The 25,188-nt window shown below is 57.9% G+C and carries 27 protein-coding genes; 5 read left to right on the top strand and 22 right to left on the bottom strand.

Annotated features, from left to right (window positions below):
* Positions 1–10 precede the first annotated feature (10 nt).
* The 5 genes from K3758_RS02660 to K3758_RS02640 are packed head-to-tail and all read left to right on the top strand — an operon-like array spanning position 11 to position 5,642.
* Entirely contained in the window at positions 11–568 is a 558-nt protein-coding gene (locus K3758_RS02660; RefSeq protein ID WP_259947392.1) for a WcaF family extracellular polysaccharide biosynthesis acetyltransferase, read from the top strand.
* Positions 565–1,635, top strand: a complete 1,071-nt coding sequence (locus K3758_RS02655; protein ID WP_259947391.1) for a glycosyltransferase family 4 protein — start codon at positions 565–567, stop codon at positions 1,633–1,635. The genes K3758_RS02660 and K3758_RS02655 overlap by 4 nt, the downstream gene beginning before the upstream one ends.
* A 37-nt stretch (positions 1,636–1,672) precedes the next feature.
* Complete coding sequence (locus K3758_RS02650; protein WP_259947389.1) at positions 1,673–3,028, top strand: lipopolysaccharide biosynthesis protein; 1,356 nt, start codon at positions 1,673–1,675, stop codon at positions 3,026–3,028.
* A gap of 60 nt (positions 3,029–3,088) precedes the next feature.
* Positions 3,089–4,396: an O-antigen polymerase gene (locus tag K3758_RS02645; protein ID WP_259947387.1), complete on the top strand. Its 1,308-nt coding sequence runs from the start codon at positions 3,089–3,091 to the stop codon at positions 4,394–4,396.
* A 7-nt stretch (positions 4,397–4,403) separates the two neighbouring features.
* Positions 4,404–5,642, top strand: a complete 1,239-nt coding sequence (locus K3758_RS02640; protein ID WP_259947385.1) for a polysaccharide pyruvyl transferase family protein — start codon at positions 4,404–4,406, stop codon at positions 5,640–5,642.
* A 475-nt stretch (positions 5,643–6,117) separates the two neighbouring features.
* On the opposite strand, the gene K3758_RS02635 is transcribed toward K3758_RS02640, so the two are convergent.
* From K3758_RS02635 to K3758_RS02535, 22 genes are all read right to left on the bottom strand, one after another.
* Positions 6,118–6,975 (bottom strand): lysozyme, encoded by an 858-nt coding sequence (locus K3758_RS02635; RefSeq protein ID WP_259947382.1) that lies wholly within the window; start codon positions 6,973–6,975, stop codon positions 6,118–6,120.
* A 63-nt stretch (positions 6,976–7,038) separates the two neighbouring features.
* Positions 7,039–7,362, bottom strand: a complete 324-nt coding sequence (locus K3758_RS02630) for a hypothetical protein (protein WP_259947380.1) — start codon at positions 7,360–7,362, stop codon at positions 7,039–7,041.
* The gene (locus K3758_RS02625; protein WP_259947379.1) at positions 7,322–7,777 is read right to left on the bottom strand and encodes a hypothetical protein; all 456 of its coding nucleotides are present in this window, start codon (positions 7,775–7,777) and stop codon (positions 7,322–7,324) included. The genes K3758_RS02630 and K3758_RS02625 overlap by 41 nt, the downstream gene beginning before the upstream one ends.
* A gap of 112 nt (positions 7,778–7,889) precedes the next feature.
* Positions 7,890–10,244 (bottom strand): hypothetical protein, encoded by a 2,355-nt coding sequence (locus K3758_RS02620; protein ID WP_259947377.1) that lies wholly within the window; start codon positions 10,242–10,244, stop codon positions 7,890–7,892.
* A gap of 15 nt (positions 10,245–10,259) precedes the next feature.
* Positions 10,260–12,455 (bottom strand): phage tail protein, encoded by a 2,196-nt coding sequence (locus tag K3758_RS02615; protein WP_259947375.1) that lies wholly within the window; start codon positions 12,453–12,455, stop codon positions 10,260–10,262.
* Entirely contained in the window at positions 12,443–12,838 is a 396-nt protein-coding gene (locus tag K3758_RS18370) for a DUF6950 family protein (protein ID WP_409202615.1), read from the bottom strand. Before K3758_RS18370 ends, K3758_RS02615 begins: the two co-directional genes overlap by 13 nt.
* Entirely contained in the window at positions 12,835–13,416 is a 582-nt protein-coding gene (locus K3758_RS02610; RefSeq protein ID WP_259947373.1) for a hypothetical protein, read from the bottom strand. The genes K3758_RS18370 and K3758_RS02610 overlap by 4 nt, the downstream gene beginning before the upstream one ends.
* Positions 13,407–13,973, bottom strand: a complete 567-nt coding sequence (locus K3758_RS02605; RefSeq protein ID WP_259947371.1) for a hypothetical protein — start codon at positions 13,971–13,973, stop codon at positions 13,407–13,409. Before K3758_RS02605 ends, K3758_RS02610 begins: the two co-directional genes overlap by 10 nt.
* Positions 13,974–14,155: 182 nt before the next feature.
* The gene (locus K3758_RS02600; protein WP_259947370.1) at positions 14,156–16,588 is read right to left on the bottom strand and encodes a hypothetical protein; all 2,433 of its coding nucleotides are present in this window, start codon (positions 16,586–16,588) and stop codon (positions 14,156–14,158) included.
* On the bottom strand, positions 16,588–17,121 hold the full coding sequence (locus K3758_RS02595) for a gene transfer agent family protein (protein ID WP_259947369.1): 534 nt from the start codon (positions 17,119–17,121) through the stop codon (positions 16,588–16,590). The genes K3758_RS02600 and K3758_RS02595 overlap by 1 nt, the downstream gene beginning before the upstream one ends.
* The gene (locus tag K3758_RS02590; protein ID WP_259947367.1) at positions 17,121–17,567 is read right to left on the bottom strand and encodes a phage tail protein; all 447 of its coding nucleotides are present in this window, start codon (positions 17,565–17,567) and stop codon (positions 17,121–17,123) included. The genes K3758_RS02595 and K3758_RS02590 overlap by 1 nt, the downstream gene beginning before the upstream one ends.
* Position 17,568: 1 nt before the next feature.
* Positions 17,569–17,742 (bottom strand): hypothetical protein, encoded by a 174-nt coding sequence (locus K3758_RS02585; protein WP_259947366.1) that lies wholly within the window; start codon positions 17,740–17,742, stop codon positions 17,569–17,571.
* Entirely contained in the window at positions 17,742–18,149 is a 408-nt protein-coding gene (locus K3758_RS02580) for an HK97-gp10 family putative phage morphogenesis protein (protein ID WP_259947365.1), read from the bottom strand. Before K3758_RS02580 ends, K3758_RS02585 begins: the two co-directional genes overlap by 1 nt.
* The gene (locus K3758_RS02575) at positions 18,149–18,553 is read right to left on the bottom strand and encodes a DUF3168 domain-containing protein (RefSeq protein WP_259947364.1); all 405 of its coding nucleotides are present in this window, start codon (positions 18,551–18,553) and stop codon (positions 18,149–18,151) included. The genes K3758_RS02580 and K3758_RS02575 overlap by 1 nt, the downstream gene beginning before the upstream one ends.
* Positions 18,550–18,876: a phage head closure protein gene (locus K3758_RS02570; protein WP_259947363.1), complete on the bottom strand. Its 327-nt coding sequence runs from the start codon at positions 18,874–18,876 to the stop codon at positions 18,550–18,552. Before K3758_RS02570 ends, K3758_RS02575 begins: the two co-directional genes overlap by 4 nt.
* Entirely contained in the window at positions 18,873–19,445 is a 573-nt protein-coding gene (locus tag K3758_RS02565; protein ID WP_259947362.1) for a head-tail connector protein, read from the bottom strand. The genes K3758_RS02570 and K3758_RS02565 overlap by 4 nt, the downstream gene beginning before the upstream one ends.
* 3 nt (positions 19,446–19,448) lie before the next feature.
* A complete protein-coding gene (locus tag K3758_RS02560) occupies positions 19,449–19,610 on the bottom strand; it encodes a hypothetical protein (protein WP_259947361.1) in 162 nt (53 codons plus the stop codon).
* Positions 19,611–19,664: 54 nt separating this feature from the next.
* The gene (locus K3758_RS02555) at positions 19,665–20,897 is read right to left on the bottom strand and encodes a phage major capsid protein (RefSeq protein WP_259947360.1); all 1,233 of its coding nucleotides are present in this window, start codon (positions 20,895–20,897) and stop codon (positions 19,665–19,667) included.
* An 11-nt stretch (positions 20,898–20,908) separates the two neighbouring features.
* Entirely contained in the window at positions 20,909–21,739 is an 831-nt protein-coding gene (locus K3758_RS02550; protein ID WP_259947359.1) for a head maturation protease, ClpP-related, read from the bottom strand.
* Positions 21,726–22,973, bottom strand: coding sequence for a phage portal protein (locus K3758_RS02545; protein WP_259947357.1), 1,248 nt, complete (start codon positions 22,971–22,973; stop codon positions 21,726–21,728). The genes K3758_RS02550 and K3758_RS02545 overlap by 14 nt, the downstream gene beginning before the upstream one ends.
* 9 nt (positions 22,974–22,982) lie before the next feature.
* Positions 22,983–24,692 (bottom strand): terminase TerL endonuclease subunit, encoded by a 1,710-nt coding sequence (locus tag K3758_RS02540; protein ID WP_067939063.1) that lies wholly within the window; start codon positions 24,690–24,692, stop codon positions 22,983–22,985.
* On the bottom strand, positions 24,679–25,161 hold the full coding sequence (locus K3758_RS02535) for a hypothetical protein (RefSeq protein ID WP_259947356.1): 483 nt from the start codon (positions 25,159–25,161) through the stop codon (positions 24,679–24,681). Before K3758_RS02535 ends, K3758_RS02540 begins: the two co-directional genes overlap by 14 nt.
* Positions 25,162–25,188 lie beyond the last annotated feature (27 nt).

Raw genomic sequence — 25,188 nt, 5'->3', positions numbered from 1 at the left:
GTGCAATCTTATGGAAGATAAAGTTCAAGACTTGGCTAGCTTCCGCGTCCCGACGGGGTTTCGCGGGCGAAGCCAGCTAACCTGCCAACTATGGTGGATAGTTCAAGCAACACTCTTTCGTTTATCTCCACAACCGGCGTACCGATGGCGCGCAATGCTTCTGCGAGCTTTTGGCGCAGTGGTCGGAAGTAACACTCGCATACGACCGACAGCCCGGTTTACCTATCCTTGGAAAATAAAGATTGGCGATAATAGCTGGATTGGTGACCGAGCAGAACTCTATTGTCTTGTGCCGATCATTATCGGCGATGATGTCTGTATCTCTCAGGATAGTTATCTTTGCACAGGATCGCACGACATGACCAAAAGAAGCTTCGACTATGATTGTGCGGAAATCCTCGTGCAGGACCAAGTTTGGATCGCTACCGGTTGCTTTGTCTCACCTGGCGTTACGTTGAAGAAGGGCGCGGTCGTTGGTGCGCGTTCATTAGTGTTGTCGGATGTGGAGGAGGGCGCAGTCTACGCGGGGCAGCCTGCGAGACGCATACGAGATCGGCATCAGCAATGAAAATCGCTGTCATAGGGCCCTTCCCGCCTCCGCACCATGGCTTTTCAGCGATGATGAGCGCAATGGCTGAGCGATTTGAAAGGACCACGGAGGTGGTCCGGATTGATACCTCCTCCAATCAGAGGAAAGCCATTCTAAGACATACCGTTCAAGCTGCACTCTATCTCCTCGCCGCAGTAAGAATCCTTGCAATTAGAAAGCCCCAATCTTGGGTAATAGCGCTTGGATGCAACGGCGGCTTTGGTGCCTGGTACACCCTGCTTCTCGCGACCGCTGTCCGCACTAGAGGCATTGGCCTTACAGTTCACCACCACTCCTACCGCTATATATTGGAGCGACAAACTGCAATTAACCTCTTATCGCGTATAACCAAAAATAACTCGGTGCACGTATTCCTAAGCAGGAGTATGCGAGATGATTTCTCACAAACCTACTCCGCTCCTATAAGAGACTTAGTACTATCCAATGCCACATTTGTGAAATGGAATGCGACCGACAAGAGCCGGACAAACAGACAGGAACTGACTATAGGTTTCTTGAGCAACCTTTCGGAAGAGAAGGGGTTGCTCGATTTTTTACAACTCGCGCGAAAGGCCAAGGCCGCAGGGTCCGGCTGTATATTCCACCTAGCGGGACCAGTAAAGCTTGAGCGAGATCGGATTTTGATTGAAGCCGCAGTCGCTGCAGGAGACGTAGCTTACTATGGATCGCTATATGGAGAAGAGAAGGAGCGTTTTTATCAGGAACTCGACCTATTCGTGTTTCCAACTAAATATGCCTTTGAGGCTCAGCCTGTCGTAATTTACGAAGCCTTGGCCTCCGGTGTAACGGTCTTTTCCTATCGGCGTGGATGCATCGCTGATCAGGTCGGAGATGCTGGCAGCACCGCAAACTCTTTTGATGAGCTGTTAGATCACTTATTACGCACCGAAGAGAAATTTCGGCAGACACCAGAGCTCCGTTCAAGAGTATGGCCTGAAAGGGCAATAGAGAAATTCCGCCAAGATGTTCAGGAGGGGGACGAGGCTATCATACACCTTACCACAGCGCATAGGCTGGAAAAATAAACAGTCCTCAACCCAGCGAATGGCCGAGAGAGAACACATGACGACTCGCCTTGAGAATCGCGAAACTATGCGCGCGCTCCGCCGGAAAAGCGCTCAAACGGCCCAGAGCAACGCGCCTGGAGCAGCTAAACGTCGTGTCCTAAGCGTTATGGGGGCAATGTTTTTCAGCAACGGACTCACTGTCCTGCTGCAGCTCGCGATGGTCCCAGTGCTTATTTGGGCATGGGGGGCCACGCTCTACGGTGAATGGATAATACTTTATACTATTCCAGGGTACCTTGCTTTAACGGATTTTGGGATAATTGCATCCGCAAACAATAGGATCGAAGCGCAATGTGCGCGACGCTACTTCGGAGCGGCCAATCGAACCTATTTTAACTCTCTAATTGTTCTTACTGGCATGATTGCGATCGTGATCGGCGCTGGAACGTTGCTTTGGCTGACTATTGGTGAGAATTTTTCTTCCCTATTTGTATCGTTGACCCGCAATGAAGTACTAAAAGTTTCAGCACTTTTATTTCTCGATGCGATGCTGCTCCTAGCATTCAATCACCACACCGGCCTTTACCGCACGCTAGGCAGGTTTAATTGGACAGTTAATTGGCAAGCCATCGGGCGTACCCTCCCAATTTTCGGGCTATGCGCAGCAGCTGGCCTTGGAGCCTCTCTCATACTTGCTGCTTCCATTATGCTTTCTATGCGACTGGCGATCTTCGGCGTAATGATAATAGACCTCCGGAGGCGCATCATCTGGCTCCGTTTCAGTTGGCTCCGCGGAAGTCATAGTGAAGTCCGGCGACTTATACGGACTGCAGTCGGCTTTATGACGCTGCCACTTTCGAATATGATTTACCTCCATACGACAACGATTCTGGTGGCCGCTCTTACAACTCCCTCAATGGTCGCCGCCTTTTCTACTATGCGCACCTTCCTCCGAATGATTATTCAAATAGTTGCCATTGCCGGACGCTCGCATTGGTCCGAGATATCCACTGCTACTGCCCGTGGAGAGCACGAACGCGTACAGGCGATGCAAGGAAAGGTAATGCGGCAAACCCTTGGACTCAGCGCGGTCGCAGTTGTTGGCTATCTATCTTTGGGCAAACAGTTCTACGTGCTTTGGACTGGGGGAAAACTAGAGTTTGAATGGGTACTATTCTTAGCCTTACTTGCAAACTGCACCATGATTGCCTGCTATTACTCCTTAGAAGTATTTCTTTTGGCAACTAGTCGTGTGAAGGGTTACGCGAGCGTCTTCCTTCTTGCCACGCTCGCGCAGATTGCGGGAGGCTACCTCTTGGTTGACTTCTTCGGTATAGCCTCCTTCCCGATCACCGGAACGGTTGCCGCGACGTTCATTTTTGGATACCTGATTTGGAAGATAAAACGGTAATGCAGCTAGAGCTGCATCTACCAACGCGGACGAAACGAAAGCATCCAAGGGAAAGATAAGATGGATACATTTATCCTTGCGTATGCGGTTATATTCTTTTTCGGTTTGGCTATTATGCTCCGCTGCGGCATTCGGAACGCTAGGGGTGTTTTCATTATCTATTTCAGTGCTGGATGTGTCTACCCCTACATCGTATTTTCCACTGAGGGCGTGATACCTACATTTCTTCGTTCGTTTCTAGATCTATCAATTACCCCTTACGTTGGCTTTATTGCGACCCTCGCGTTTTTAATAACTGCAGCAAGTTCTGCTTTTTCTTTACGGCCGATTCATTACGATGTCTCACCTATGAGAATACGTGTTTCCCGACTAGAAACTCTTTGCTTTTTTGCACTTATCTTCTTCGCCATATACGTCGCTCTGTCGGTAGCTTATGCAGGGAGCGTGCAAAACGCTCTATTAGCAGCGTACGCTAGGGTGAGGACTAACAGCACACTCGCCAACATTCGATCTATTTTCTTTTGGGGAAATATTGTTTTCTCTACGTTCGCGTTCTACGGAATGAGGTTCTCAAAACCACGGTTTCGAACCCGAGCACTTGTACTGTTTAGCCTCTTGACCGCAGCCATACTATCTCTCGTGGATGGAGGTCGCGCAGTTTTCATCCTATTCTTGCTGTCACTTGCGGCCCCGGAGTTGTTAAGAGCAAGAACGATAAGTCTGTTCATTTTTGGACTAGTTGGAGGTGCAGTAGTGCTTGGCGTTTCTTATCTGATGCTGAGCTGGCGTTATGCAGCTCAAAGCGCGCAGATTCTCTCAGATGGCGGATTCTCGTTGGCCGGCGCACTTAACGGACTAGAGTTTATTGACCATATTCAGGTTTCGATCCAGTACGCTGAGAGGTTTGGCTATAATTTAGGTGAAACCTATTTGAACGCCGCTCTTTCCTTCCTTCCCCGTGCATTGTTCCCCAGTAAAGCAGTTCCACTGGCTGCCCAGGTTCGGGGATATCTCTTTGGCGATGAAACGGGGGGCATTCCTCCAGGCTTATTTGGTGAGGCTTACATTTCATTCGGCATTGTTGGGGTAATCCTTATTTCATTTATATTTGGACGAGCGCTACTGGCTAGCTCGACCCTTTGCAAACGTGCCGTCCACGCAAACTGTCCAGTTCGCTTCGCAATGGCTGGGATCATGGTACCCTTGATCGGGTTTACATTGGTGCGGGGTGGTCTGGACATCGGCGTCCTTCGGGTAGGTTTGCCGTTCTTTTGGATTTATATCTCAGTATTGATGGCGACGAATAAGTCGAACGGCTCGAGAAACAGGCTGGGTCTAAGGTCTAATCAAATTTCCATATACAGGTAATTGATAAATGAAAGTTATGATAACTAACGCCTTTGGGCGCTCTAACCGCGGCGATTCGGTGCTACTCGATGAATGCATTGCTGAAGTGCGTGCAGTACTACCTACAGCCGAAATCAGTTGTTCAGTTTTCGAGGGAATTGAAAGTTCCCGCGCCGTACACCCCAATGTCAGATGGTCTGAGAGGATCGGCAATTCGACTGGTCATGGCATTCGTGCAAAAATCGTAACTCTTTGGCTCATTTTTATAGCAATTATAGCGACAATACCTGGACTTGGGTGGGTCTCTAGTATTCTTCCGAAGACGCAGCATGAAAGCTGGAAGCGGATCCGGGAGGCCGACATAGTAATTAGCGCACCTGGCGGCTACATTCACGATACCAATTTTGCATATTACGTGGCTTTGCTTCACATCGCTTTGGCTCGTAGGTCTGCTCGCTCTATCCTAGCCCCTCAAAGTATTGGTCCAATCGATTCTCTTTTTGCCCGACTTGTAGCTCGCCGGATACTGATGGGCGCGGACGCGATTTGCGCGCGTGAATCCTACACTTTTGAGTTTCTCACGGATGAGCTCCGGCTACCCACGAAGATATTGAGACGTTCAGGAGATAGTGCCTTCTGGAATTACTCAGTTAGCGCCTCGAATGATGCACAGGTTAAATCGGCTTGGGACCAGATTGGCGTTGACCCAGAGGCGGGTGACCCCATTCTGGGCCTCACGGTAGTCGATTGGAATTTCCCGAAATCCGAAAATGCCACAGCGGCTCGAGAATTGTATGTAGACGGACTTGCGGCAGTCATTGATCACCTGTCTAGTGAGCATGGCATGCGTGCGGTGATCTTTAATCAGGTGTCGGAGGACCTTGGCATGGCAGCGCGCGTTGCCGCCACCTGCAAAAGCCGTGTTGCAGTAGATACAGCTTCGCGCGAGCCTGAAATTCTTCGATCACTGATTGGCAGTTCGACACTCTTCATTGGTACGCGGTTTCATTCATGTATCTTCGCCATGATGGCGAACTGCCCCACACTTGCGATCGCTTATCTGCCAAAAACTAGCTATATCTTAAAGGACTTGGACTTGGACCACAGACAAGTCTCAATTGACAATTTTGACGCAAAGAGAGCATTATTGACACTTGAAAAGGACCTTTCTGATTTAAGGGCTGCTTCTTGGGAAATTGAAGAAGCGGTGTCAGTGTATCGGAAATCACATGCTCAGTTGCGTGACGTTTTAGCTGAGGAAACATAGTCGCCGGACGTTGAATACGGGACCGGTAGGAGGTTCAGAGCGTTTTTGTTCTTCGTTAGAGTAGGACTACCGTTTTCCAAACCGTAGGAATTGATCACTGAGAAACTTTATAGCTTTCTGATGTGCTCCGTCCGTACGAGGCAGCTTCCCATACCGCAGCCAAGTTCCTAAACGATGTCACGAGCGCAGGATCATCTACTCTTTTCACTTCGAGGCCGTGCTTAATTAGCGGACCACGTAGAGCGTCTAATCCAGTTGAATCATCGACCCGCTGACATCCGGTTAAGAAAGCTATCCAGCCAATCGCGATCAGCATCCGGGTCGTCTTCGCTAACATCTGCATTCTGTATCCTCTTCAGTGTTTCCGTTTTGCCTTCCGCGTTCTCAACGCTCGATACTGTACGTCCGGCGATATATCCGCTGCCAATTAGAGCTATGATTGCTAGCAAACCAACGATGAGTGCAGCCGAACGCATTACGCGGGTGCCATTAGGCAGAAGTCTCGTTCCTCTGCTCTTCGGTTAACGAGGCCGCGTATGACCCTGCCGCCGCTTCTGTTCCACCATGTCAGCGCTTCGCAACCGCCCTCGATGTCGCTTGCATTAAGCCGGCGGGTTGCGGTGCTGGTGCCTGCGGCATGCCAGCCGACATTGAATGCGAGACTGGTGTAGGCGGCCTTTCGAGTCGGTGGCAGCCAGTAGGCCTTTGCCTCGTCACTGACATAGCCCATCCACTTGTCGCGATACTCTGCGATCTCCTCGACCAGCAGCGCTTTGCACTCAGCATCGCTTTTGTACTGTTCGGGCGCGGCAGTGCGGGTATGGCCGTAGCAGATCGTCCAGACACCGACGATGTCGCGATAGGCCTCGTTTCTCTTGCCCTCCCATTTGGCGATAAGCTGGAAGGCGATCTCATCGAATGGATCTTCGGCCGCCCGTGGCGCCGGGATCGATGGGGGCCGCGGTTTCGACGCCATGGCCGGAATGACCTGCGCCTCAAGGCTAGCCCGTTCTTCCGGCTCAGGTAGAACCGCATTCTCAACCAGCGCGCCGCCGATGGACTTTGCCAGCATGAGCCCCCCAAACAGGAAAGCTGTCCAAAAGACAAACCGGCGGCCCATCCGGGTTTCGGGGGCTTGCCGGACAAACCGGCCAGCGATGCCGAAGGCGAAGAACACCAGAGCCGCTGTGCCGAGCGGGTATGGGTCCGCCTCGATCTCTAACAAGCCATAGAGCGCATTCGGCGCGAGCAAGGCGACCAATCCAAGCACCATGCTGACAAAAGAATACGAGCGCAGGACCGCCCGCCAGTTTTCAATGAGATAACGGTTCATGGGCATTCTCCAATGCAAGAAGCCCCGCAGGCGGGGCGTGAGGTTGAAAGTGTGAAGGGCTGGTTATTCGGCCGAGGTTCGTCTTGTCCGGTCCTCAACCCGCGTCAGCAGTTCGGACATTCGATCGATGTCTCTTTGCAGGTTGGAAATGCTGAACATCAGCTCGTGGTGTTTGTGGCGCATCGCCAGCAGCTCCGTTTTCAGCTCAGGCGCGCCGCAGCTGATTTTGGCGATTGCTTGCGCCGTCTCATGAGCGACTGGCTTACCCTTTTTGAACCCTCGTAACCCAGTCGCGATACCCACGATCACTGCAGCCATCCCGGTACCGAGGATGGTGGCCGTTTCCTTATCGAGTTCGGCAAGAAAGCTGCTGGACCATTCGTACATCGGCACCGCTCCTGTAGGCTGACAAAGCGTCGAAGAACGCCAGTGTGAAATAGATACCTCCTGTTGAGAGAGCAGAAACACTGAGGCCGTTCTCGATAGCGGGCCACACAAAGGCCATGCCGATCATGGCAAAGATGCTCGCTCCCACGATGGAACCGACCATGCGCACGATCGGCGATCGCCGCCATGCGCCGTTGACATAAAGGGCCGTCATCCTCGACAGCGCCACCAATGCGATGGGTACAGACAATGCGGCATCGTCCAGCCCAAGCCGGACAAAAGTGCGGAAGCCTGCGGTTGATGTCGTGGTTTCTCCCGGCACGGCTAAGATCAGCGCGAATGTTAAGAGAAGGGCGGCAGATTGCCACTCGGCGGCCCTGCCCTCTTCCAGAACATTCGCCTTAAATGTCAGCACAGCATTCCCCTTGGTTTATATGATCATTCGATAAAAAACTTCGCTTATGGCTGCGGCGACTGTGATCTGCTGAGCCAAAGGCCGCAAATGACTGTATCGCGGAAGGGAAGCATTAAACCTGCGCTCCAACCACAACACCGTCCGTATCACTGGTTGGCGCTGAGGATTTAATCCGCAGGTCTCCGGTTGCATCTACCCAAAGGTGATAATCACCGACTATTGGATGCTCCCGCGCCCAGCTAGATTGAAGAGATCGCACGATTCCGGAGCTTGGCGCTCGCCCATGATAGGAGCGGAAGCGGCCAATATCCAAATACTCAGCAACGCCCGATGAATAACCATCAGTTACAAAACGCGCCAGAATATCGTCCGCATTCTGACGCGGCATCCACTTTAATGAAAACTTGTGCCACCCGGCTTGCGTAGGCACCTGCAGGCGACGGCGAAACGCCACCGAAGAGCCGCCCGTGATAATTTCAAATGTTACCTCTTTGAGCGGAAGAGACGCGGCACGTTGAAGTTCAAACTCAATATTCACCATGCGTCCTGCGGTCACAGAAGCCTTTGTAAGCGCTCCGCCAAAGCGTGCATCAGGACGGTTTGCCTGAAACCGCACCGCAGCCGCTTCGTTCACCCCGCCGAGGCTATTGTTCTTTGCTGCATGACTAGCCACCCCCGCAGAAGTAAAAGCTGCCGTGCTGGCGGGCGTCAGAAGCTGGACATAACCGCCCCAATCATCAGCCGCAGCGCAGATGCTTTCCTGCGCATAGCCAAAAGGATCATGTACAATAAAGCTTCCCGGCACATTGGAGGACAAAGGTGGCAGCGCATCGTTAGCCCAACCCGACAGGAGGCGGGCAAAACTGACGTAGTGGCTATCAGTGCCAGTCTGCTGACCGGACAGCAGACCGCCTGATACCACAGCCTCGTCATATTGAATGATATGCGTAGGCGCGCCCCCATGATACAGGTCGTCAAAGTAAAAGCCGCGCAGGTTCGGCGTGTAGCTGTAGCCGAAGGTCATTGTCGGACTGAACTTAAAGCCGATGTTATTGTCACGCCATGTGACGCCAGCTAACCATCCTGTGCTCGCGGTCGTCGCGTGATGTTTGTCCCAGACGCCCGTTCCTGCGCCTTCATCCGCAATAAGCAGGCGGCAGTCGCCGGACTTGATGCTTTCATTTCCGAACTTGTTCTGATTGACCACAAGCCCCCGCCCCGCGTTGGTCGGCCCTTCCGCATTCGGCACCAGCCAAATATCATAAGTGTTGGTGAATGGACTCTCCCAGCGGAAGAAGTCGTTGCGGGTGATGTTGCAAGTGGATAGCGGCCCCTGATCCACCCCCGCCAGTACAGCCGGAGCGCCTTTAATGTGGTAGCGGTTCCGCTGGAAAATGTTTTCCACAATATCGGTGCCAGCTGTCAGGCCAGTGATGGCAAGGCCAATAGTGTCGGCGTTAAGTTTCCCCCGGAACATATTGCGGCGGATTTTTAGGCCGGGGTTGTCCTGCGCTGAGTTGGCATAGACGCACTGGGAATATTCAGAGAAAACATTGTCCTCAATAACCGTCATGCGTCCTACGGAGGTAGAAATTGCGCTTACCCGCTGCATCCCCTTACCGCCGTAAAGATGGATGCCCCGAAACACGAACCCAACTGGCTCAACATCCCAATCAAAAAGGTAATTGTCTCCCGTAATTTCAATTTTGGTAGTCTGTGATCCCCCCCCGTCGAGGTGCAACATTTGAGAGGCCCCGATAGGATAGTCATACCCACCGGCAATCCTGTAATGGCCCGGTTCGATTAAGCCTTTGATTGTTTTATTAACGAGCCAAGACGGCTCAGCACCTTGAGCAGGCACCCGGTTGTCAACAGCAGAGAGCAAAGCGTTTAGAAGGCGAACGAATGCGGCTGTATCATCGGAACCATCCCCTCGCGCACCGAACTGCTTTAGTGTCCAGTACCCCTTGTCGGCTTTGGCTTTCAGTTTAACCCCCGCCGCGTTGGTCAAGTCTTCGCCTGCGGTAACCTCCTCGTACCGGAAGCCGTCTTTCGTCTCCCACAGCGCACCGGGGCCGCGCGAAACATCCGAACCCGCCTCGAACGCAGCAGCACTATCCAGTTTGGCAGGCACAACCTTGGAATAATCCCCGCGAAACCAGTTGCCCGCATATGTCCCGGTTACGGGGGCGTCCACCAGCGGAATAAGCCAGTCACCAATTGCGAACGCCGCACCATCCACCGTGCCAGCAACGTTGACCACGTAGTAGGTGCCGCGTTCCGCGCCGCTTGGGAATGAACCGCCCGACGCATCCCAATTGCCCGCAGGCTTAAGGCCGGTCGAAATAGCCCCGATCTGGTCAAAGAGCGCCTGCGATACCGCGTTGATGCCAGCTTCAAGCCCGTGGCGGGTCGCAATTTTGGGCGAAGTCCCGGTGGTGGGCAGCGTAAATTCAGGTGCGGGCATAATCGCCTCCAATAATTAAGGGTCTGTGGTTGCCGATACGCTGGCGGTGAATGCCGATGCGCTTGCGTAATCCCCGCGCGAGCGGGCGAAGTAGTAACGGGTCATAGATGCGCCAAGGCTGCTTTCCGTGATGCTGACGACTGTGTTCTGGCTGGTGTAGATGGCCGTGCCGATCAGGGAGGCCGCGCCGCTGTCGTCGCTATCGCTGCCCCAAATTTCCATTGCGCGGAAGTCGGGGTCATTCGGGGTGCGGAAGCTGGCTGTAATTTCCCCCGCGCCGCCAACCGCCTGCCCGTCTGTCGGAAGGTCAATCTCGATATCCACAACTGGCGTGACGCCTGTAATTTCCACCCAATCCGATTGACCGCTCGAGCCCGTAGCCCGCGCCCGAATGTCATAGGTCTGGCCCGGCGTTCCGACCAAGTAGCCGAACACCTTTCCATCACCGTTGCGCACATCCACGTCGATCACGCCGCCCGTGGTGTAATCCCCGCTTGTCTCGCGATACTGCCAGTCGTAGCCCGCCACCCCGCCGCTTGTGCTGGGGTCGAAGGCGAAGAGGATGCGCGGGATGATCGTGCCGCCCGTCGACTGATTGACCGCATCGCCCGTGGTGACCGAGATAGCGCCGGGGTTCGCCGTGCCTGTGCGCTCATCGTCGTAAGGCTCGTCAAATACGTCCTCTTCGTCCGTTGCCGCGTCCCAAGCGTAAATCGCCGGGTCGTGCTTCACCAAAGACGCAGGCAGGCGCATGGCAACCTCTCCGCTCTCCCCGAGAGGGTCTAGGCCGGGGTGGATGCTTTCCACCTCATACACGCCATCCAGCACGTCATAGGGCGCGGGCAGCGCAATGTTGACCGTAGAGCCACCCACAAGGTTAAGCGCTTCCGGGGGAAGCTCCCCGCCTTGGATACGCTCTTGCCGCCGCTGGCGAAGGCCAATGATCTTGCGCACCCGCATCGCTTGGGTGGCCGAGGCGCAAAATGGCAGGTCCAGCGTTTTGACCGCAGGCAGCCCCCCGTCAGCATCCCGCGCACCGGGAATCTCCCACGGCTCCAATTCCGCCGTCTCATAGCCGCGATTGGGCGACAGGTAAGAGACGCGAAGCGTGTTCATCACCTCATCCCCTGGCACCATATCGGGGAAGCTGAACCCCTGCCCCAGCATGTAGCCGAGCGTCATGTCGGGGGCGCGATACTCCCCTGCCGCATAGCCCAGCTTGCCACCGATCCGGATGGGATCAGCCGCGCCGGAAACGAACATCGGGTTCAACTGATCTTCGATCTCGCCATCGCTGAATACCAAGGTACCGCCGCAGATATACCGCTTTTCCGAGCCACCCGACTTAAGGGCCACGATCTCATCGCAAACGTCCGGCCCATATTCATTGAAGGATTCGTGGAGCTGATCTTCCTGATACTGCCGAATAGGGTTCTGCCGCAGCGCGTCGCGAATGCAGAGCGCATGGTTCTCGGACCATTCCCAAGTGTCGGGGTCGTCGGGGTCGTGGGAAGCCTCGCGCGGGTCATAAACCTTGGACCAGCGCCCCTCCACTTCAACCAGCGGGGGGCTAGAGGGCCAGCGCTCCTGCCGCTCACCCTGCCCGCCTGCGTCCAGCTTGAGCCAGATCACAGTCCAGCCCTGCCAAGCGTCGGTCGCCTTCCAAAGATGCTCCGCGTCAGTCTCAACCCAAGGCGCTTCATCGGTGAACACCGCAGGCGGCGCGGTGTGATCCCCACGCGATACCCACACGTTTACATGGTTCTCGAAGGGATGTTCTGTCGCAGACGCGCCCGGCCCGGACAGGTCAAAGGCATCGCCGGTCAACCCCACCTCGCGCTTGTCGAGGTACAGCGTGAAGGTCGACAGGTCAGACGCCCGTGAGTTAAGAAGCCAGCATCCGTAGATCTTCGGCCCCTTGATCGGCGTCCCGATTGGCGTCCCTGTGGCCCGTGTTTCGCCGTAGACAAAGCGATGCGCAGGTGCCGTGGTCGGCTGCGCAAGATCGCGCCCCACATCCTGCGCCGATGGCTTTTTACCGAAGAGCGCGCTGGCTGCGGCGTTGATGAGCTGCGAGAAACCAAAATTCACGACACTGGTCGCGATCGACCAAGCAGAAGCGCCGCTCAATCCAAGCCCGACCAGAGCATTGGCGCCTGCGGTGATGAGGGCCGTGCCGAGGTTGATGATTGCGGGCACTACGAATGGCAAGTCCAAGCTCCCAAGATTTCAGCCGGGGCGATGGCCAGGCCATGCTCCGTCTTTGCAGCGTATTCGCCGGGTTGAATGCAGATCGCCAAAGCCGCGCCCAAAGGGTCCGCGCTTCGGACTAGAGCCAGATCGCCCGGCTGAGGGTCAGCCGTCTCAGGCAAGTTAAAGGTGGCCCTGCTCCACGCCAGATAACCGCCGGCGCGGCGCAGGATGAGATGAGCCCCAAGGGCGCTGTGATAGGTCGCAGTGGCGTCCTTTAAGGGGTCGACGCCGTGCAGAGCCGCAAAGGCCATGCAGGCCGCCGTGCAGTCGCTCCTCAATCCCCAAGCGAACGGCCCGCTCATGTGATTGACAGCCGCGTGAAACGCAGCCGGGGGCGTCACTCTGGCCAATTTTGAGGGTTGTACCGTCGCTTGATGGCGTTCTGCACATGCCGCCCTGCCGTGTCGGTCGGGTATCTGCTGATTTGGTCTTCATAGCTGTGCGTGATCGAAGCTGAGAGGCGCGCCCCCGGCCCGGTCCCGATGCCTAAGACCATATCGTGTGAGAGGTCTTCACCCGCCCGCGTCATGGAGCCTGTGCGGCTGTCGAAGTAGCCCGAGAACAGCCAGACCGGATCGGCCACCAGCACATTGCCGCCCGCTGTCGTCGTCGCTCCGAACCAAACGCGGATAGAGCGGTTGCGGATGATCTTGCCCCGCTCTGCCAGCATATCCTCCACAGTAGCAGCGACTTTCACCGACGCCTCAGACGTCGCCAATCCGCCCGCTTCTTCCGGCGCCTGGAACTGGACCAGCCTGCCTGCGCCGAACCATGTTTGCCCATTCCATGTCATGGTTCCAACGCCGGAGTGAACCCGAACCATCTCTTCCGGCCAATCGGCCTCCGTCAGGATAACCGGATGAAAATGCCCTGACAGCGCCGACACCAGCGCCGCCGAGGCCCCGCGTGTCAGCCCCATGGATCAACCTCCGTCCAACCGTCCGCGTATTCGTCTTCGAACACCTCGCGGAAGTCCCACTGGAAGCCATAGTCGCTTGAAGCCGAACGTACTGAACGGGGAACCCCCAATGCTTCAAACACAATGTTCTCGCTGTGACCTATGCCGACCAATCCCGATACAGTGAATGCGCTAGCCTTATCGGTCCGAATAACCGCCGCGCCCATCGCGTCCGACCGCGTGAGTGTCAGCACATAAGCCGTTTCTGTTACTGTGCCATCTGTAACGCTCACCTGCTCGGAGGGCCGCGCGATGACCTGCGAAGGCGGAAGACCATCGACGGTCAGGCTATGCCATCCACTCTCTGTGGAAGGCGTCCCGCTGAGAGCATATTTGCCCTCATTCCAAAGCAGGGCATTGCCTCCTGCTGTCCACAACAGGTCTGCATCACCCTCCGTCCATTCCAGAATGTTGCTTCGCAGATCAGCTCCCTTTCGGCCAACAGGCCAGAGGGACGAACATGCCTGAACGCGCACCAACTGCGGCCGGCCTGCCCACAAACGGTTGAGCATCCGCACAAACCCAGCCCCTGACCGATCGCGACCAATGCCCGCAACATGTGCCGTTGCCACGCGCCGGGCCCGCTGCGCGGATGACGTGCGCGGCCGGCCCTCGATAAGCCCGACAGAGCGTGATTGAGGGTATACCTCGGCAAGCTCCCAGCCCGTAAGCTGGAAAGGAGGCCAAGCAATAACGTCCGTCATGGTGACCACGCCGATTTGCTTCTCTTGAAGGAGCGCTGCGCCGAGCCGACCGATTGCTTGACGATGCCACCCCGCGCTTGCCGTATACCCTCAGCCACCATCTCGCTGATTTCCGCGTTACCGCGGGCACCGCTGACATAGATGTTGAACGTCTCGCCTGCCGATTTCAGGTTCTGCCCATTCGGAATGACCCGCTCACCACGCTCGAGGATCGCCGGCACCTCATTGGGCCGCAGCCCCGCAATCCCGCCCTTGTGGTAGCGGGGCGCGCCATAGAACACCGCCGGCGAAACAGACCGCCCGTGGCCGTAGCCATCTTTGCCGGCCGTGCCGCCGCTGTGAAGAATGCCCGGGATGATTGCCCCGCCCAGCAAGCCGCCCTTGCCCCCGCCGCCAAGCCATCCCGTGCCGCTTCCGCTGGCAAATGGCCCTTCATTGAAAAGCATCGCCTGCAATGCGGCTTTTGCGAGTGACTTGGCAAGGTTTTCCAGCACGCCAGCGAGGCTCTCACCCTCGACGATCGCGTCGATAAACCCGTCCTTCAGGTCTTGCTGCGCCCCTTCGAAGAACGCCGCCCGTTCCCGCGCCTGCTCATACTTCTCGGTCAAATCGCCAATGCTTGCCGCCTGCCTGTCGATCTGCTCACGCAGGGTTTCGCCTGTGGCAGCTTGGCGGGCGTCGAGGTTTAGACCACGCTCCTTTGCCTCGTCCAGCAGTTTGTATTTGGCAGTAAGTTCGGCAATCTCGGCCTTTGTCTTGCCGATCATCTCAATTTGGCGCTGGATGTTTTGCAGCTCATCTTCGCTCGCTTGGAACAGCCCGGGCTTTTCGCTTTTCGACCGTCCTTTGCCTGCGCCGCTGCTGCTGCTCGATGACTTGCTGGCCTCCTGATTCAGTTCGGAGATTTCTTTCCGCGCGGCGGCGGTCGCAGCCTCAATGTCTCCAGCGTCCTTGATGAGTTTTTCCCGCGCCGCGACTGGCAGTGTCACGCCAGTTCCATCCAAGTCTTGGCGCTTGCGTATCTCAGCCAGCTTGCGCGCGACCTCAACCCGATCAGTGCCCGCCTTAACCAAATCGCGCTCAGCTTCAGCAAGCTCTCTCTGATCAGACGCTTTCATATTGGCCATCTGGGCCCGTCCCAGGACGCTAAGTAGCGTTTGCGCCTGGCCGATCATGCCGCCAATCTTGCCGGAAAGGGCATTCGCCCCGCTGATCGCATTGTCAAAAGAGATGCCTGCAATGCTTCTCGAAAGATCATCCGAAGCCGAGGCGGCATTGCTGCTTTCATTGGCCAAGTCGAGCGCGCCCAAAGCCGCCTCTGCCGTGGAGCGCGCGATTGAGACGAGGTTTTCATTTACCTCATCCGCGCCTCTTGCCGCCTCAGTAAGAAACGTCGACATCGCCTGAAGCGCTGCGGCCTGAGCATCGAGGGAATCCGCGCTTCGATAGTCGCTCATCAAAGCGACCAGCTGCCGTGCTTGTTCGAGTGTGAGGCCGTATTCCTCTTTAATCTTGCGTACCTGACGCACCGCTGCGGGTTCGCTTTCCGAATAGCCCTGCCGCAATACCTCATCAAAACGATCCAAGCGCCCTTGCAATTCATCGAAAGCCTCAAGAACCTGAGCACCGCCCTTGCGGATGCTTTCCATTGCATCAAGGCGGGCCAACTGGCTCAGAACACGCAGGAGGTTACGCGCCTTATCCGATGCCCTGCCGTACTTCTCAGCCAATTCTTCGGTCGGTGAATTGGCCCGCTCCACTGCGCTATTATATTCCGAAACCGCCGTTTTGAGATCGCTCACAGCGCCTTCGAGATCCCCGGCCGCATCGCCGGACTTCAAGAACGACGCTGCCAGTGGGACACCGATCGCGACCACCGCACCCAACACCGCGCCCAAGACCCCGAAGCCGCCTAGCAACTGCGGCAACTGCTGGCCAAGAGCGATCGAAGCCGAGGTGCCCGCGCCAACCTGCGTTGCGAAATCCCCGATCTGGAAGGCAGCGTTTTGGATTCCCCCGCCCATCCCGCGTGCAGTGCCCGCCGCACGTGCGTTCGCCCCCGCAAGTCGTTGAGCGCCCGCGGTCGCTCGCGTGTACTCGGCATTCAACTGTTCAAGGGCCGCGTCGTATTGCTTGGAGTTGACGGCCCCCACCTTCTGAGCCCGGTTCAATTCCTCCAGCTCGACCTCATACCGCTTGGACGCAGCAAAGAGCGGGTCATACTTGGCCCGCAACCGGTCCATTTCCTTGCCGATGGCCTCGGCGCTGGCTTCGGCATTCCTAGCCATTTTCCGATTGCTGGCAGCGAACTTTTGGTCCCATTCGGTTGTGAACTTGTTCACCACGCGTTGACCGCGTGCCATCTGCTTCTCGAACTTGGCAAGGGACGCCTCAAGGCGCAGCATCAAGGCGGTTTCGACGTCGGCCATTACTTCAGCGCCTCCGGCTCATACTTGGCGAGGATTTCATCAAACTCTTCCTCGGTCGGCGGTTCGGCTTTCTTGCTGCCAGCATTGAAGCCGCGCACCATGTTGATGAAATCCGCGTAGGTCATCTCGCGCAGATCGAGCGGTGACATATTGAACTCGCGACAAATCTGGCTGACCTCGGAAAACCGCATGGGTTCGGGCTCCTCTTCGTCGTTGGAGGCGTCGCCATCCTCAACACCCGACATAAGGGCGATCAGGATATCGCCTGCCAACGCCGCGTTGTCGTGCCACGGCTGGCGCTCGAAATGCGCCTCCAGGAGCTGCTTTGCTGCGACCTTGTTCTCACCGCCTCCGATCAGTGCGATCCGGAGCGTGTGCCAGATATCCTCTGCCCGAAACTTGCCCGATGAAACGCGCAAGAAGATCGCCCCGATGGCATCCTTCCCGCAGGCTTCCTCAAGCTCGAGAACCCCGCCAAAGGTGAGCCGGAAAAGACGCTCTTTCCCAGCCCATTCTGCAACCACATCAGCCATCAGACTGCGTCAGCCCAGACGCGCTGACCGGCGCCCGAAATGGTCGCGCTAAAGGTCACCTTGCCACTGGTTTCCTTGCCGAGTTCAAGACCGGCGAGGTAGGCGGGCAGAATCCAGTGACCGCCATTGCTGGCGGCGTCTTCATCCAGCAGGATCTTGATGTTCTTCTCGCTACCCTCATCCGCCCATTGCCGCCATGTCGGCCATGCTTCGATAGTCACCATACCGCTCAGCGTCACGCTGGTGTCTTGGCTCTCAAGGTGCCGCACGATCGTCACCGGCACATCGAGCGGAGCATCGCAATCCAGCACCATGTTCTCACCGAGGTTGTTGCTCAGCGTGATGCCAAAGGTGTTCGCCCCGCAGGTATGCGCGAAGGTCTCGGTTGGGGTTGCCCCGTCCCCCAGCTGCACGATCAGCCGCTTGGTCTGTTTACCGGTCGCCATGTTAATTCCCCTTTGCAGAAGATGGTTTCTTGTCGCCGATCACCTCGGCCACGCCCCGTTCCACAAGCGCCTCTGCTGTTGCTTGCGGAACCGATACCTCTGAGCCCGCCTTGAACCACTGGCTCTTGGCGGAGCTGATGCGGTGATGCGCATCCTGTTTGATCTTGATTTTCATCATGCTTCCTTGATTGCCTTGTTGATGTTTCGCGTCAGTCGCGACCTCACGCGCCGCTTTCGCGTGCGCCACACCGGGAAGAAGAACGGATTGGCCGGCATGTCCTTGGTCCCGAACTCTTGGAAGCGGGCGTAGAACGCATCCCCTGCGCCTGCGTAGATCGTGATGCGAAGGGTCGAGTATTCCTTGCCGCCCACGGTGCCGATCACCATCGCGCCCTCCGGCGCATCGCCCCAGGTCCAGCCGATCGAATTGACCAGATCGAGGCTTTCGCCTTTCGGGGCCACGCGCTTCATATCCGCCACGATCTCTTCGGCGTTTTGCTCCAAGGTGTCCCGCGCGGCCTGTCGGACCTTGGCGGGGATCGCTCCCCACCGGCGATTGAACTCTGCGAGGCCCTTAACCATTACGCTTCCTCTAGGTTGGCTGTGACCGTCACGATGCCATGGCCCGTGATCCCATCGCGGTCGCGCATGACGCGCACCGCCTCCACGGTCATCGTGATCAGGGCGCTGTCTCCGGCATCTGCTTCAAATTGATGAAGCGCCTTCTTGACCGCGTCTGCGATCTCCTTCGCGGGCCGAAGCCGCCCGTGATCCTCCGCCCAGCAATCCAGCTGGAGCGTCTCATCCCGGCCTTTGATGCAATCCATGTCCTCAGGGCTGTAGTCAGACGGCCCGAAGGTGATGCAGGGATAATCCGCATCCGCCGGCACCCGGTCGAAGATGCGATCCTCCACCAGCGCATGAACGCGCGCGTCTGCGACGAGGCGCTCGTAAATCAGCGTTTGCAGATCGATAGACGTGCTCACACCGCCACCCCGCTCTCGCAGGTCAATTCAATGAACAGCCGGTCATCGGATGGAACCGCCGTGCGGATGTTGTACGCCGTGCCGCGGCGGGTATCGCGCATCTGCCATTCCGGCGTGACTGCGCGCGTGCTGCTGTTCGCGCGGACAGTGACAACCACCGGCTGTTTGCCTTGCAGGCGCGCGGCGATCACCGCCTCACTGCCGCGCAGGTAGCGGAAATGCGCGCGGGTGGTGAACTGCTCGACCCAGTCTTGCTCCTCCCCGCCGGACCCATCCGGAACGCCAGCAAGAGCGTCGAATGCCACGGCTTCGATCAATCTCACAGCATCACCCAGCGGTGTTTGCCAAGCAGGACATCGACAGCGAAGGGCATAGGCCGCTGCTCTTTGTCCGATGCCGCTGAACGCTGTTCATACCAATGTGCCACCAGCATGCAGATCGCGGCTTTGATATCCCAAGGCACGTTTGCGGGCTCACCATAACCCGCCGTGAAGGTGACCTGTATCGGGGTCAGCGACCGCCCAAGAGCAGGTGCCGCAAAGCCGCTCAGGAACTGAACCCGCACGCCCCGCGGATCGGTGATAACCTGATAGTCCGCCTGATTGACCGTCTGAGTTACCCCGTCCCCGTCGATATATTCCACCTGAACCGCCGAGACGTTCGGGAACGGCAAGCGCAGGCAGGAAGTCCAGCCGGCATAGTCCTGCCGCCACTGCTGGTTGACGATGCAGCGGCCCAGGATACCGGTGAAGCCATCGAGATGGTCTGTCGCCGCCTCGATCAGCCGCTCGACCAGACCGTCATCATCGGCAAAGTCGATGATCGTGTGATCTTTGGCTTCCTGCACCGTGACGGGCAGCGCGAGTGGTGCTGTGACGCGGACGGGGGTCATTGCTTATTTCCCGCCGTAGGGGAACGGGTCGAGGCCGAGCTTCTTCGCCTGGGCGGCTGTCATGCTGACCTTGGGGCCCGGCTTTTTCGTGGCTTTCGGGGCTGGCAGCTTTTGGTTGGGCTGTGCAGCTGCCGCGTTACCGGACTGCTGATTATTGTCGCTCATCGTATCTCTCCAGATTGAAGGGGATGCCCCGGCCGCCATGGCCGGGACGAGTGCTTAGGCAGCCGCCATTTTGAGGATCCGCAGCGCTTGCGGATCGACCACAGCACCGCCCACGCGTTTGGTCGTGTAGAACAGCACCTTGGGCTTTGCGGTGAACGGGTCACGCAACACGCGAACGCCGGTACGATCGACGATCAGATAGCCGCGCGCGAAGTTGCCAAAGGCGATCGGCGTGGTGTTGGCGGCCATGTCTGGCATGTCCGGCATTTCCGTGACCGGATATGCCAGCAGCTGCGCGGGCTGACCTGCAACGCTGGAGGGCTGCCACAGCTGGCGGCCATCCGCGTCGCGCAGCTTGCGGATCTTGCCCTGGGTGGTCCGGTTCATGACAAAGCGCGCGCCATTGGTGTAGCTGGCCGGCGTGCCATAGATGAGATCGAGCAGCTCATCCTCAGTCACAGCGGCCGCCGCTGCGGCGGGCTCGACACCAATAGCCCCCAATGGGTTCGCCGCCGCATTCGCGGCCCCGGCCGCGTAGCTCAGGAAACCATTGGGCTTGTTGACGCCATTGCCCGCGACGAAGGCCAGACCTTCTTGCTTGGCGAACTCGGTCTGCACCTCATTCGCCAACCAGCTTTCCAGGTCGACCGCGGCATCATCCAGCATGCCCTGCGTAGCGCCTGGGTTGGCGTAGATTTCGCCGGGGGTGATCGTCATCGAGCCGAAGGTGGGTGTACCGGTTTCAGGACGCGCATCTTCTTCGCCGACCCAACCAGAGCCAGTGCCACGCAGGTTGAAGAGCTTGGTGAACCCGGCTGTCGAGATGTTCTGCACCGATGCGATCGAGCGCATCGCCGAGACTTCGACCAGCTTGTCGGTGATCGTGCGATCCCATTCCACAGGTGCCAGAAACCCGCCTTCAGGATCCGCTCCTTTGTTCAGGTTGGCCTGAACCTGGCCCTTGGCAAAATGCGCCTGGAAGGCCTCGGTGTATTCCGCATCTTTCACCGCGTCGGGGCCAGTACCACTCAGGGACATTGCCGCGATCTTCGTATTGGCCGCATCGATGGCCGCCTGAAGTTCGCCTACGCTCGTGTTGATCCGGTCAACCTGCTCAGACTGGACCACATCGCCCATGCCTTTTTTCAGGTCAGCCAGTTCCTTCTGGTGTGCTGCCTTGAACGCCTCGAAGGTTTTGCCCTGCTCCTCGATCAATGCCTTGATATCGGTGCTGGCATCAGCGCGCACACCGACAAGCCCGCGAACGGGTTGTTTGAAGTGTTTCATTTGAAACCCCTTTAGATTTTCAGTTTTTCGGTGTTGCCGCGAAGCGCGGCGATGATGTCAGCGCTCGGCATGACGTCAGGAGGCGATACGTCAGCCCCCCCTTGCAGTTCCGCGAGGAGGCTACGGCGCTCCCGGCGGGACAGTCCCTGTGCGGCCATGCTGGCCTCGATCTTGGCAATGGCCGAAGCACGTTTGCCGTTGTCCTTGTCCTGTTCGATCTCGGCGGCGGACAAATACCCATCCGCGAGCCCGGTTTTTACGGCATCTTCGCCAGTGAAGAACGTCTCAGCGTCCATCCATGCCTCGACGTCTTCGGCTTTCGATCCGGAGCGCTCGGCGTAGAGATCCCGCATCGCCCGATCGAAGGGCTCCATCATCGTGGCTGCGGCCTCCATATCGTGGCGGTTGCCGATCGTGATGCCCCAGGCGTTGTGGACCATAACGAATCCGGTCTTTGCGACTTTGATTTCGTCACCGGCCATGGCGATCACCGACGCAGCAGACGCGGCAAGGCCCAGCACATTCACTGTGACCTTGGCCTTGTGCTCGCGCAGCATGTTGTAAATCGCCACGCCTTCAAAGAAGTCGCCACCCGGGCTGTTGATATCGACCCGCACGTCGCGCTCGCCGATCGAGCGTAGCGCCCCGGCGATCCGCTTGGACGTGACACCGTCGCCATAATCGCCGCCGCCGATCTCACCGAGAATGGAGATTGATGCCTCATCGCTTGTGGCGGCATGGATGCCCGCATTCCAGCGGTCGACCACATCAGTGCGCGGCTGCCATTCCATATTGGAGAGGGCTTTGAACGCTTTGATCTCGGGAAGTTTACGCAGGCTCATTCTGCCCTCCTATCTTCTGTTGGCCCAATGCGGCCGGCAGATCATCCCGGCGCGGCAGGTCCATCCAATCGCGCGGCTCATCAGGATGCAGCCATGGCGTCTGACCTCCCGCACCAAGCCCCTTGGCGAAGAATTCCGCCTGGTCCTTCATGGATCCGCGCAGCAATGCGCCGGCGTTGAACTTAACCTCATATTCATCGGCCTCGCGCTCAGTCAGGAGCGAGCGTTCTATTGCCTGCTGCCAGGCCTCGAACCAAGGATTCAGGCCATAGCGGACAAAGAACTGACCCAGCACATCAATGCCGCTGCCCCATGACGTGTCGTCGACGCCCAAGAGCGGACGCGGGACGCCGAAGGGGCGTGCCGTTTCTTCGATCTGATGCTTTCGGTTCTCCAACCCCTGCCCGTCTCGGCCCGGGTGCTGGTTTGGAACGAGGTCCATGCCTTCTTCGAGGATCTTCCACTTGTGCGCATTCTCGGCCCCCGCATCATCGTTCATGCTGGCCTTGAGCCGCTCATAGGCTTCCGGCGAAAGCTTCTCTTTATGCTTCAGCGCGCCGCCGATGATCATGCCGTTGCGGAACATGCGTGCCGCTGACTTTTCGGCCTGTAGGGCCAAGCCGATGGCTTCGGCGGACTGTTTGACCAGCGACAGGCCAGTGATCCCGTCATCCGACAACCCATAGCGCAGATGGAACACTTCGGACTGCGGCAGCGTGATGGGCCCGCGGCCGCCCCGCGTCACCACATACTCCAACGCCCAATCGTCACGCTGCTTCACCGTCACCCGATCTCCGGCTATTGGCACGAGCTGCATCACGCGAGGGCCGCTGCGCACGATCATCGCGAAGGCATCGCCATCGGTGAGCGCGCGTTGCTGCATCAGGCTGCGGAACTCGAAAGCGGTCTGCCAGGCGTTCGGCTTGCGGTGCAGCACCCGAAACAGCGGGTGATCGCTGGCCTTCGACTTATCCGCTTTGCGCTGCATGTGCAGCGGCAGCATCCCGATGCTGAAGGCGATGAGCGAAACGCAGCGCAGGATAGTGGTGTTCTTCATCGCCGACCTGGCGTTGATGTGCGCCCCGGATTCCGTCATGCCGCCGCCGCCCGTGCGCATGAACTCCAAGAGCGCCGGATCATCCAGACCGCTGAACACAGCGCCGCCCTGAACGCTGGCCTGCACCTCCTTTTTGCTCTCCGCGGCGGGGCGCCGGAACAGATTTAGAATTCCCATATCACCGCCTTAAAACGTGAGAATGCCGCGCTCTTCGTAAACCGATGGCCCACCGTGCCCGACCGGGTTCCAGCTCATCAGCATCACGGCGTTGAACAGCGCCATGAGCGGGTCGATCTTTGCCGACCCGCTGCGCGCCTTGGTCACCAGCACGGCGTTGCCGCGGGTCTCTGTCTTCGCATTGCCCACACACCACCGCATGAGCCGCTGGTCACAATGGACCAGCGTCTTGTTCTTCAGCTTGACCGGCGTTCCCTTGATCGCCGCGTTCAGCTTGTAGCCCTGGCTGATCGCCCGGATGTCTTCGATCTCGAACCCGGCCTCGATCAGCGCATCTACGATCGAAGCCACACCTTCGGGATCCATGCCGATCCCGTCTTCCTCTGGCAACAGCCCCGCCTCTTGCAGCCGCTGGCAGATCGCCACGATCTCGGGGTTGGCCTCGGCGTCGAGGTTATCGACCAGCGTCAGATCACCGGCCTCGACCAGTTCATGCAGTTCGGGGGCGATGCTCTTGCGCAGCGTCAGCACACCCCGATCCGCCCAAGCCCGGCCCCAATGCATCCAGCGCTTGGTTTCCGCGTGACGCCCTAGCACCGAAACGCCCAGCAGATCGTCCAGCCCGCCGCCGTCGAGGCCGACCACGCAGACCTCGGAAGAGGCGATGATCTCATCCAGCGTCATTTCCGGCCGCCCGGCCCCGGCCCAGTGATCCGCGCCGATCCACCGCTCGGAATGCAGGCCCAAGCCGATCTCGATGTTGAGATGCTGGCTCATCCAAATCTGTTCGGCCTCGGGGCTGATCGCGCCGTTGTTCGTGTAGTCGTCTTCCAAGCGCTGCTGGCTGATTGAGCGGCCGAGGTTCGGCAGTACCATTGGCCAGTTCTCGCGGTTGCGCCAATACCGTTCCTTTTTCTGCAGCGCCTCCGGAAACTCGTAGAGCACCGGCAACATGATCGGCCGCGCGCCTGCCTTCCCGTCCCGGATCGCCCGGGCTTTGCCGATCTCGGCCTTCCAAATCCCCGCCGGCTCTTTGTCCGACTGGGTGGTGATCATCATCAGCTGACCACCGGTCATGGTGATCCCGCCGCCCCTGATCTGCTGCATCACCTGCTGCGCCCCGTTCTTTTTGCCGAGTTCGTGCAGCTCATCGATGATCGTCATGATCGGGATTTCCCCGGTCACGATCGAGGTGTCGAAGGTCTTCACCTCCAGTTCCGTGCCTGTCTTGTAGCGCGTGATCGTCTTTGTGTGATCCTGAACCCGAAAAACCTTCGCCAGTTTCTCATCAAGGCGGATCATGCCCTGCGCCTGATCGAAGAGCCGGTTCGAGATGTTCTGCGATGGCCCGATCAGCAGCATCTGACCGTTGGGTGACTCGTTCATGTAAAGCGCAGTCAGGGCGAGCCCCGCGCTATAGGTTGTCTTCGAGCTCTTCTTCGGAACCATGCAGAGCAGTTCCCAAACGAGCCTTTCCTTCGTCTCCGGATCCTCGCTGGCCAGAAAGGCGACCAGCACGTCACGGAACCAATCGCCGCAGGCCTCGCTCATCGGCGGGTTGCCGGCCACGTCGGGCAACCGGAGCCGGTTGAAGAAAGCCAGCGCCTTGCGCGCCTTGGCCTCATTCAGCGGCACATCCGCCATCGGCGTCTCGCGGCGGCGTAGCCGCTCCCACCAATCCGGACAGGCGAACCGCGGCAGCGGTTCAGTGCAGTCCATGGCTCGATTCTTGGCTCAGCTCGCGCTCAAGTTCATCATCGGCCTCATGGCCCATGAGCTCGCGGCGCTGTTTAACCCCCGGCGATTGCTGGCGCGGCTGCTCATTGCCCATCTCGCGCTCGGCGATCTCACGCTCTGCCTTTTCCAGCAGCGGCTCCAGTGCCCGCATGGCCGAGACGCTGCCCTTGTCCGCCTGGGCATCGAGCCTCAAGATGTTGCGGGCCCGCATTTCAGCGATCGCCATCTCGCGCGCCAGCTTCGCCTTGATTTTCCCACTTTGAAAATAATGCTTCCTCAGCGTCGGTACGCTGATGCCCAGTTCCCGCGCGATCTGCGAGTTATTCAAACCCGCAACCAGCAAGGCTCTGATCTTGCTTGCATTTTTCGAAGTGGCGATATGACCGGTTCGACCCGGACCACCGCGCCCCTCAGGGATAGGGTCACCCAATAAGTCAAATCTCTGATCCACCAGAAAAAAATCTCCGAATGATGGGGC

The sequence above is a fragment of the Sulfitobacter sp. W002 genome (assembly GCF_025142135.1).
Lineage (GTDB): Bacteria > Pseudomonadota > Alphaproteobacteria > Rhodobacterales > Rhodobacteraceae > Sulfitobacter > Sulfitobacter profundi.
Note: the sequence above shows the minus strand (reverse complement) of the source record. Positions and strands in the feature narration are given on the sequence as shown.

Bases quoted from the DNA above. Each gene is read 5' to 3' on its own strand.
- K3758_RS02660 (WP_259947392.1), top strand. From the start codon at position 11: ATGGAAGATAAAGTTCAAGACTTGGCTAGCTTCCGCGTCCCGACGGGG.
- K3758_RS02655 (WP_259947391.1), top strand. From the start codon at position 565: ATGAAAATCGCTGTCATAGGGCCCTTCCCGCCTCCGCACCATGGCTTT.
- K3758_RS02650 (WP_259947389.1), top strand. From the start codon at position 1,673: ATGACGACTCGCCTTGAGAATCGCGAAACTATGCGCGCGCTCCGCCGG.
- K3758_RS02645 (WP_259947387.1), top strand. From the start codon at position 3,089: ATGGATACATTTATCCTTGCGTATGCGGTTATATTCTTTTTCGGTTTG.
- K3758_RS02640 (WP_259947385.1), top strand. From the start codon at position 4,404: ATGAAAGTTATGATAACTAACGCCTTTGGGCGCTCTAACCGCGGCGAT.
- K3758_RS02635 (WP_259947382.1), bottom strand. From the start codon at position 6,975: ATGAACCGTTATCTCATTGAAAACTGGCGGGCGGTCCTGCGCTCGTAT.
- K3758_RS02630 (WP_259947380.1), bottom strand. From the start codon at position 7,362: ATGTACGAATGGTCCAGCAGCTTTCTTGCCGAACTCGATAAGGAAACG.
- K3758_RS02620 (WP_259947377.1), bottom strand. From the start codon at position 10,244: ATGCCCGCACCTGAATTTACGCTGCCCACCACCGGGACTTCGCCCAAA.
- K3758_RS02610 (WP_259947373.1), bottom strand. From the start codon at position 13,416: ATGGGGCTGACACGCGGGGCCTCGGCGGCGCTGGTGTCGGCGCTGTCA.
- K3758_RS02600 (WP_259947370.1), bottom strand. From the start codon at position 16,588: ATGGCCGACGTCGAAACCGCCTTGATGCTGCGCCTTGAGGCGTCCCTT.
- K3758_RS02595 (WP_259947369.1), bottom strand. From the start codon at position 17,121: ATGGCTGATGTGGTTGCAGAATGGGCTGGGAAAGAGCGTCTTTTCCGG.
- K3758_RS02590 (WP_259947367.1), bottom strand. From the start codon at position 17,567: ATGGCGACCGGTAAACAGACCAAGCGGCTGATCGTGCAGCTGGGGGAC.
- K3758_RS02585 (WP_259947366.1), bottom strand. From the start codon at position 17,742: ATGAAAATCAAGATCAAACAGGATGCGCATCACCGCATCAGCTCCGCC.
- K3758_RS02580 (WP_259947365.1), bottom strand. From the start codon at position 18,149: ATGGTTAAGGGCCTCGCAGAGTTCAATCGCCGGTGGGGAGCGATCCCC.
- K3758_RS02565 (WP_259947362.1), bottom strand. From the start codon at position 19,445: ATGACCCCCGTCCGCGTCACAGCACCACTCGCGCTGCCCGTCACGGTG.
- K3758_RS02560 (WP_259947361.1), bottom strand. From the start codon at position 19,610: ATGAGCGACAATAATCAGCAGTCCGGTAACGCGGCAGCTGCACAGCCC.
- K3758_RS02555 (WP_259947360.1), bottom strand. From the start codon at position 20,897: ATGAAACACTTCAAACAACCCGTTCGCGGGCTTGTCGGTGTGCGCGCT.
- K3758_RS02550 (WP_259947359.1), bottom strand. From the start codon at position 21,739: ATGAGCCTGCGTAAACTTCCCGAGATCAAAGCGTTCAAAGCCCTCTCC.
- K3758_RS02545 (WP_259947357.1), bottom strand. From the start codon at position 22,973: ATGGGAATTCTAAATCTGTTCCGGCGCCCCGCCGCGGAGAGCAAAAAG.
- K3758_RS02540 (WP_067939063.1), bottom strand. From the start codon at position 24,692: ATGGACTGCACTGAACCGCTGCCGCGGTTCGCCTGTCCGGATTGGTGG.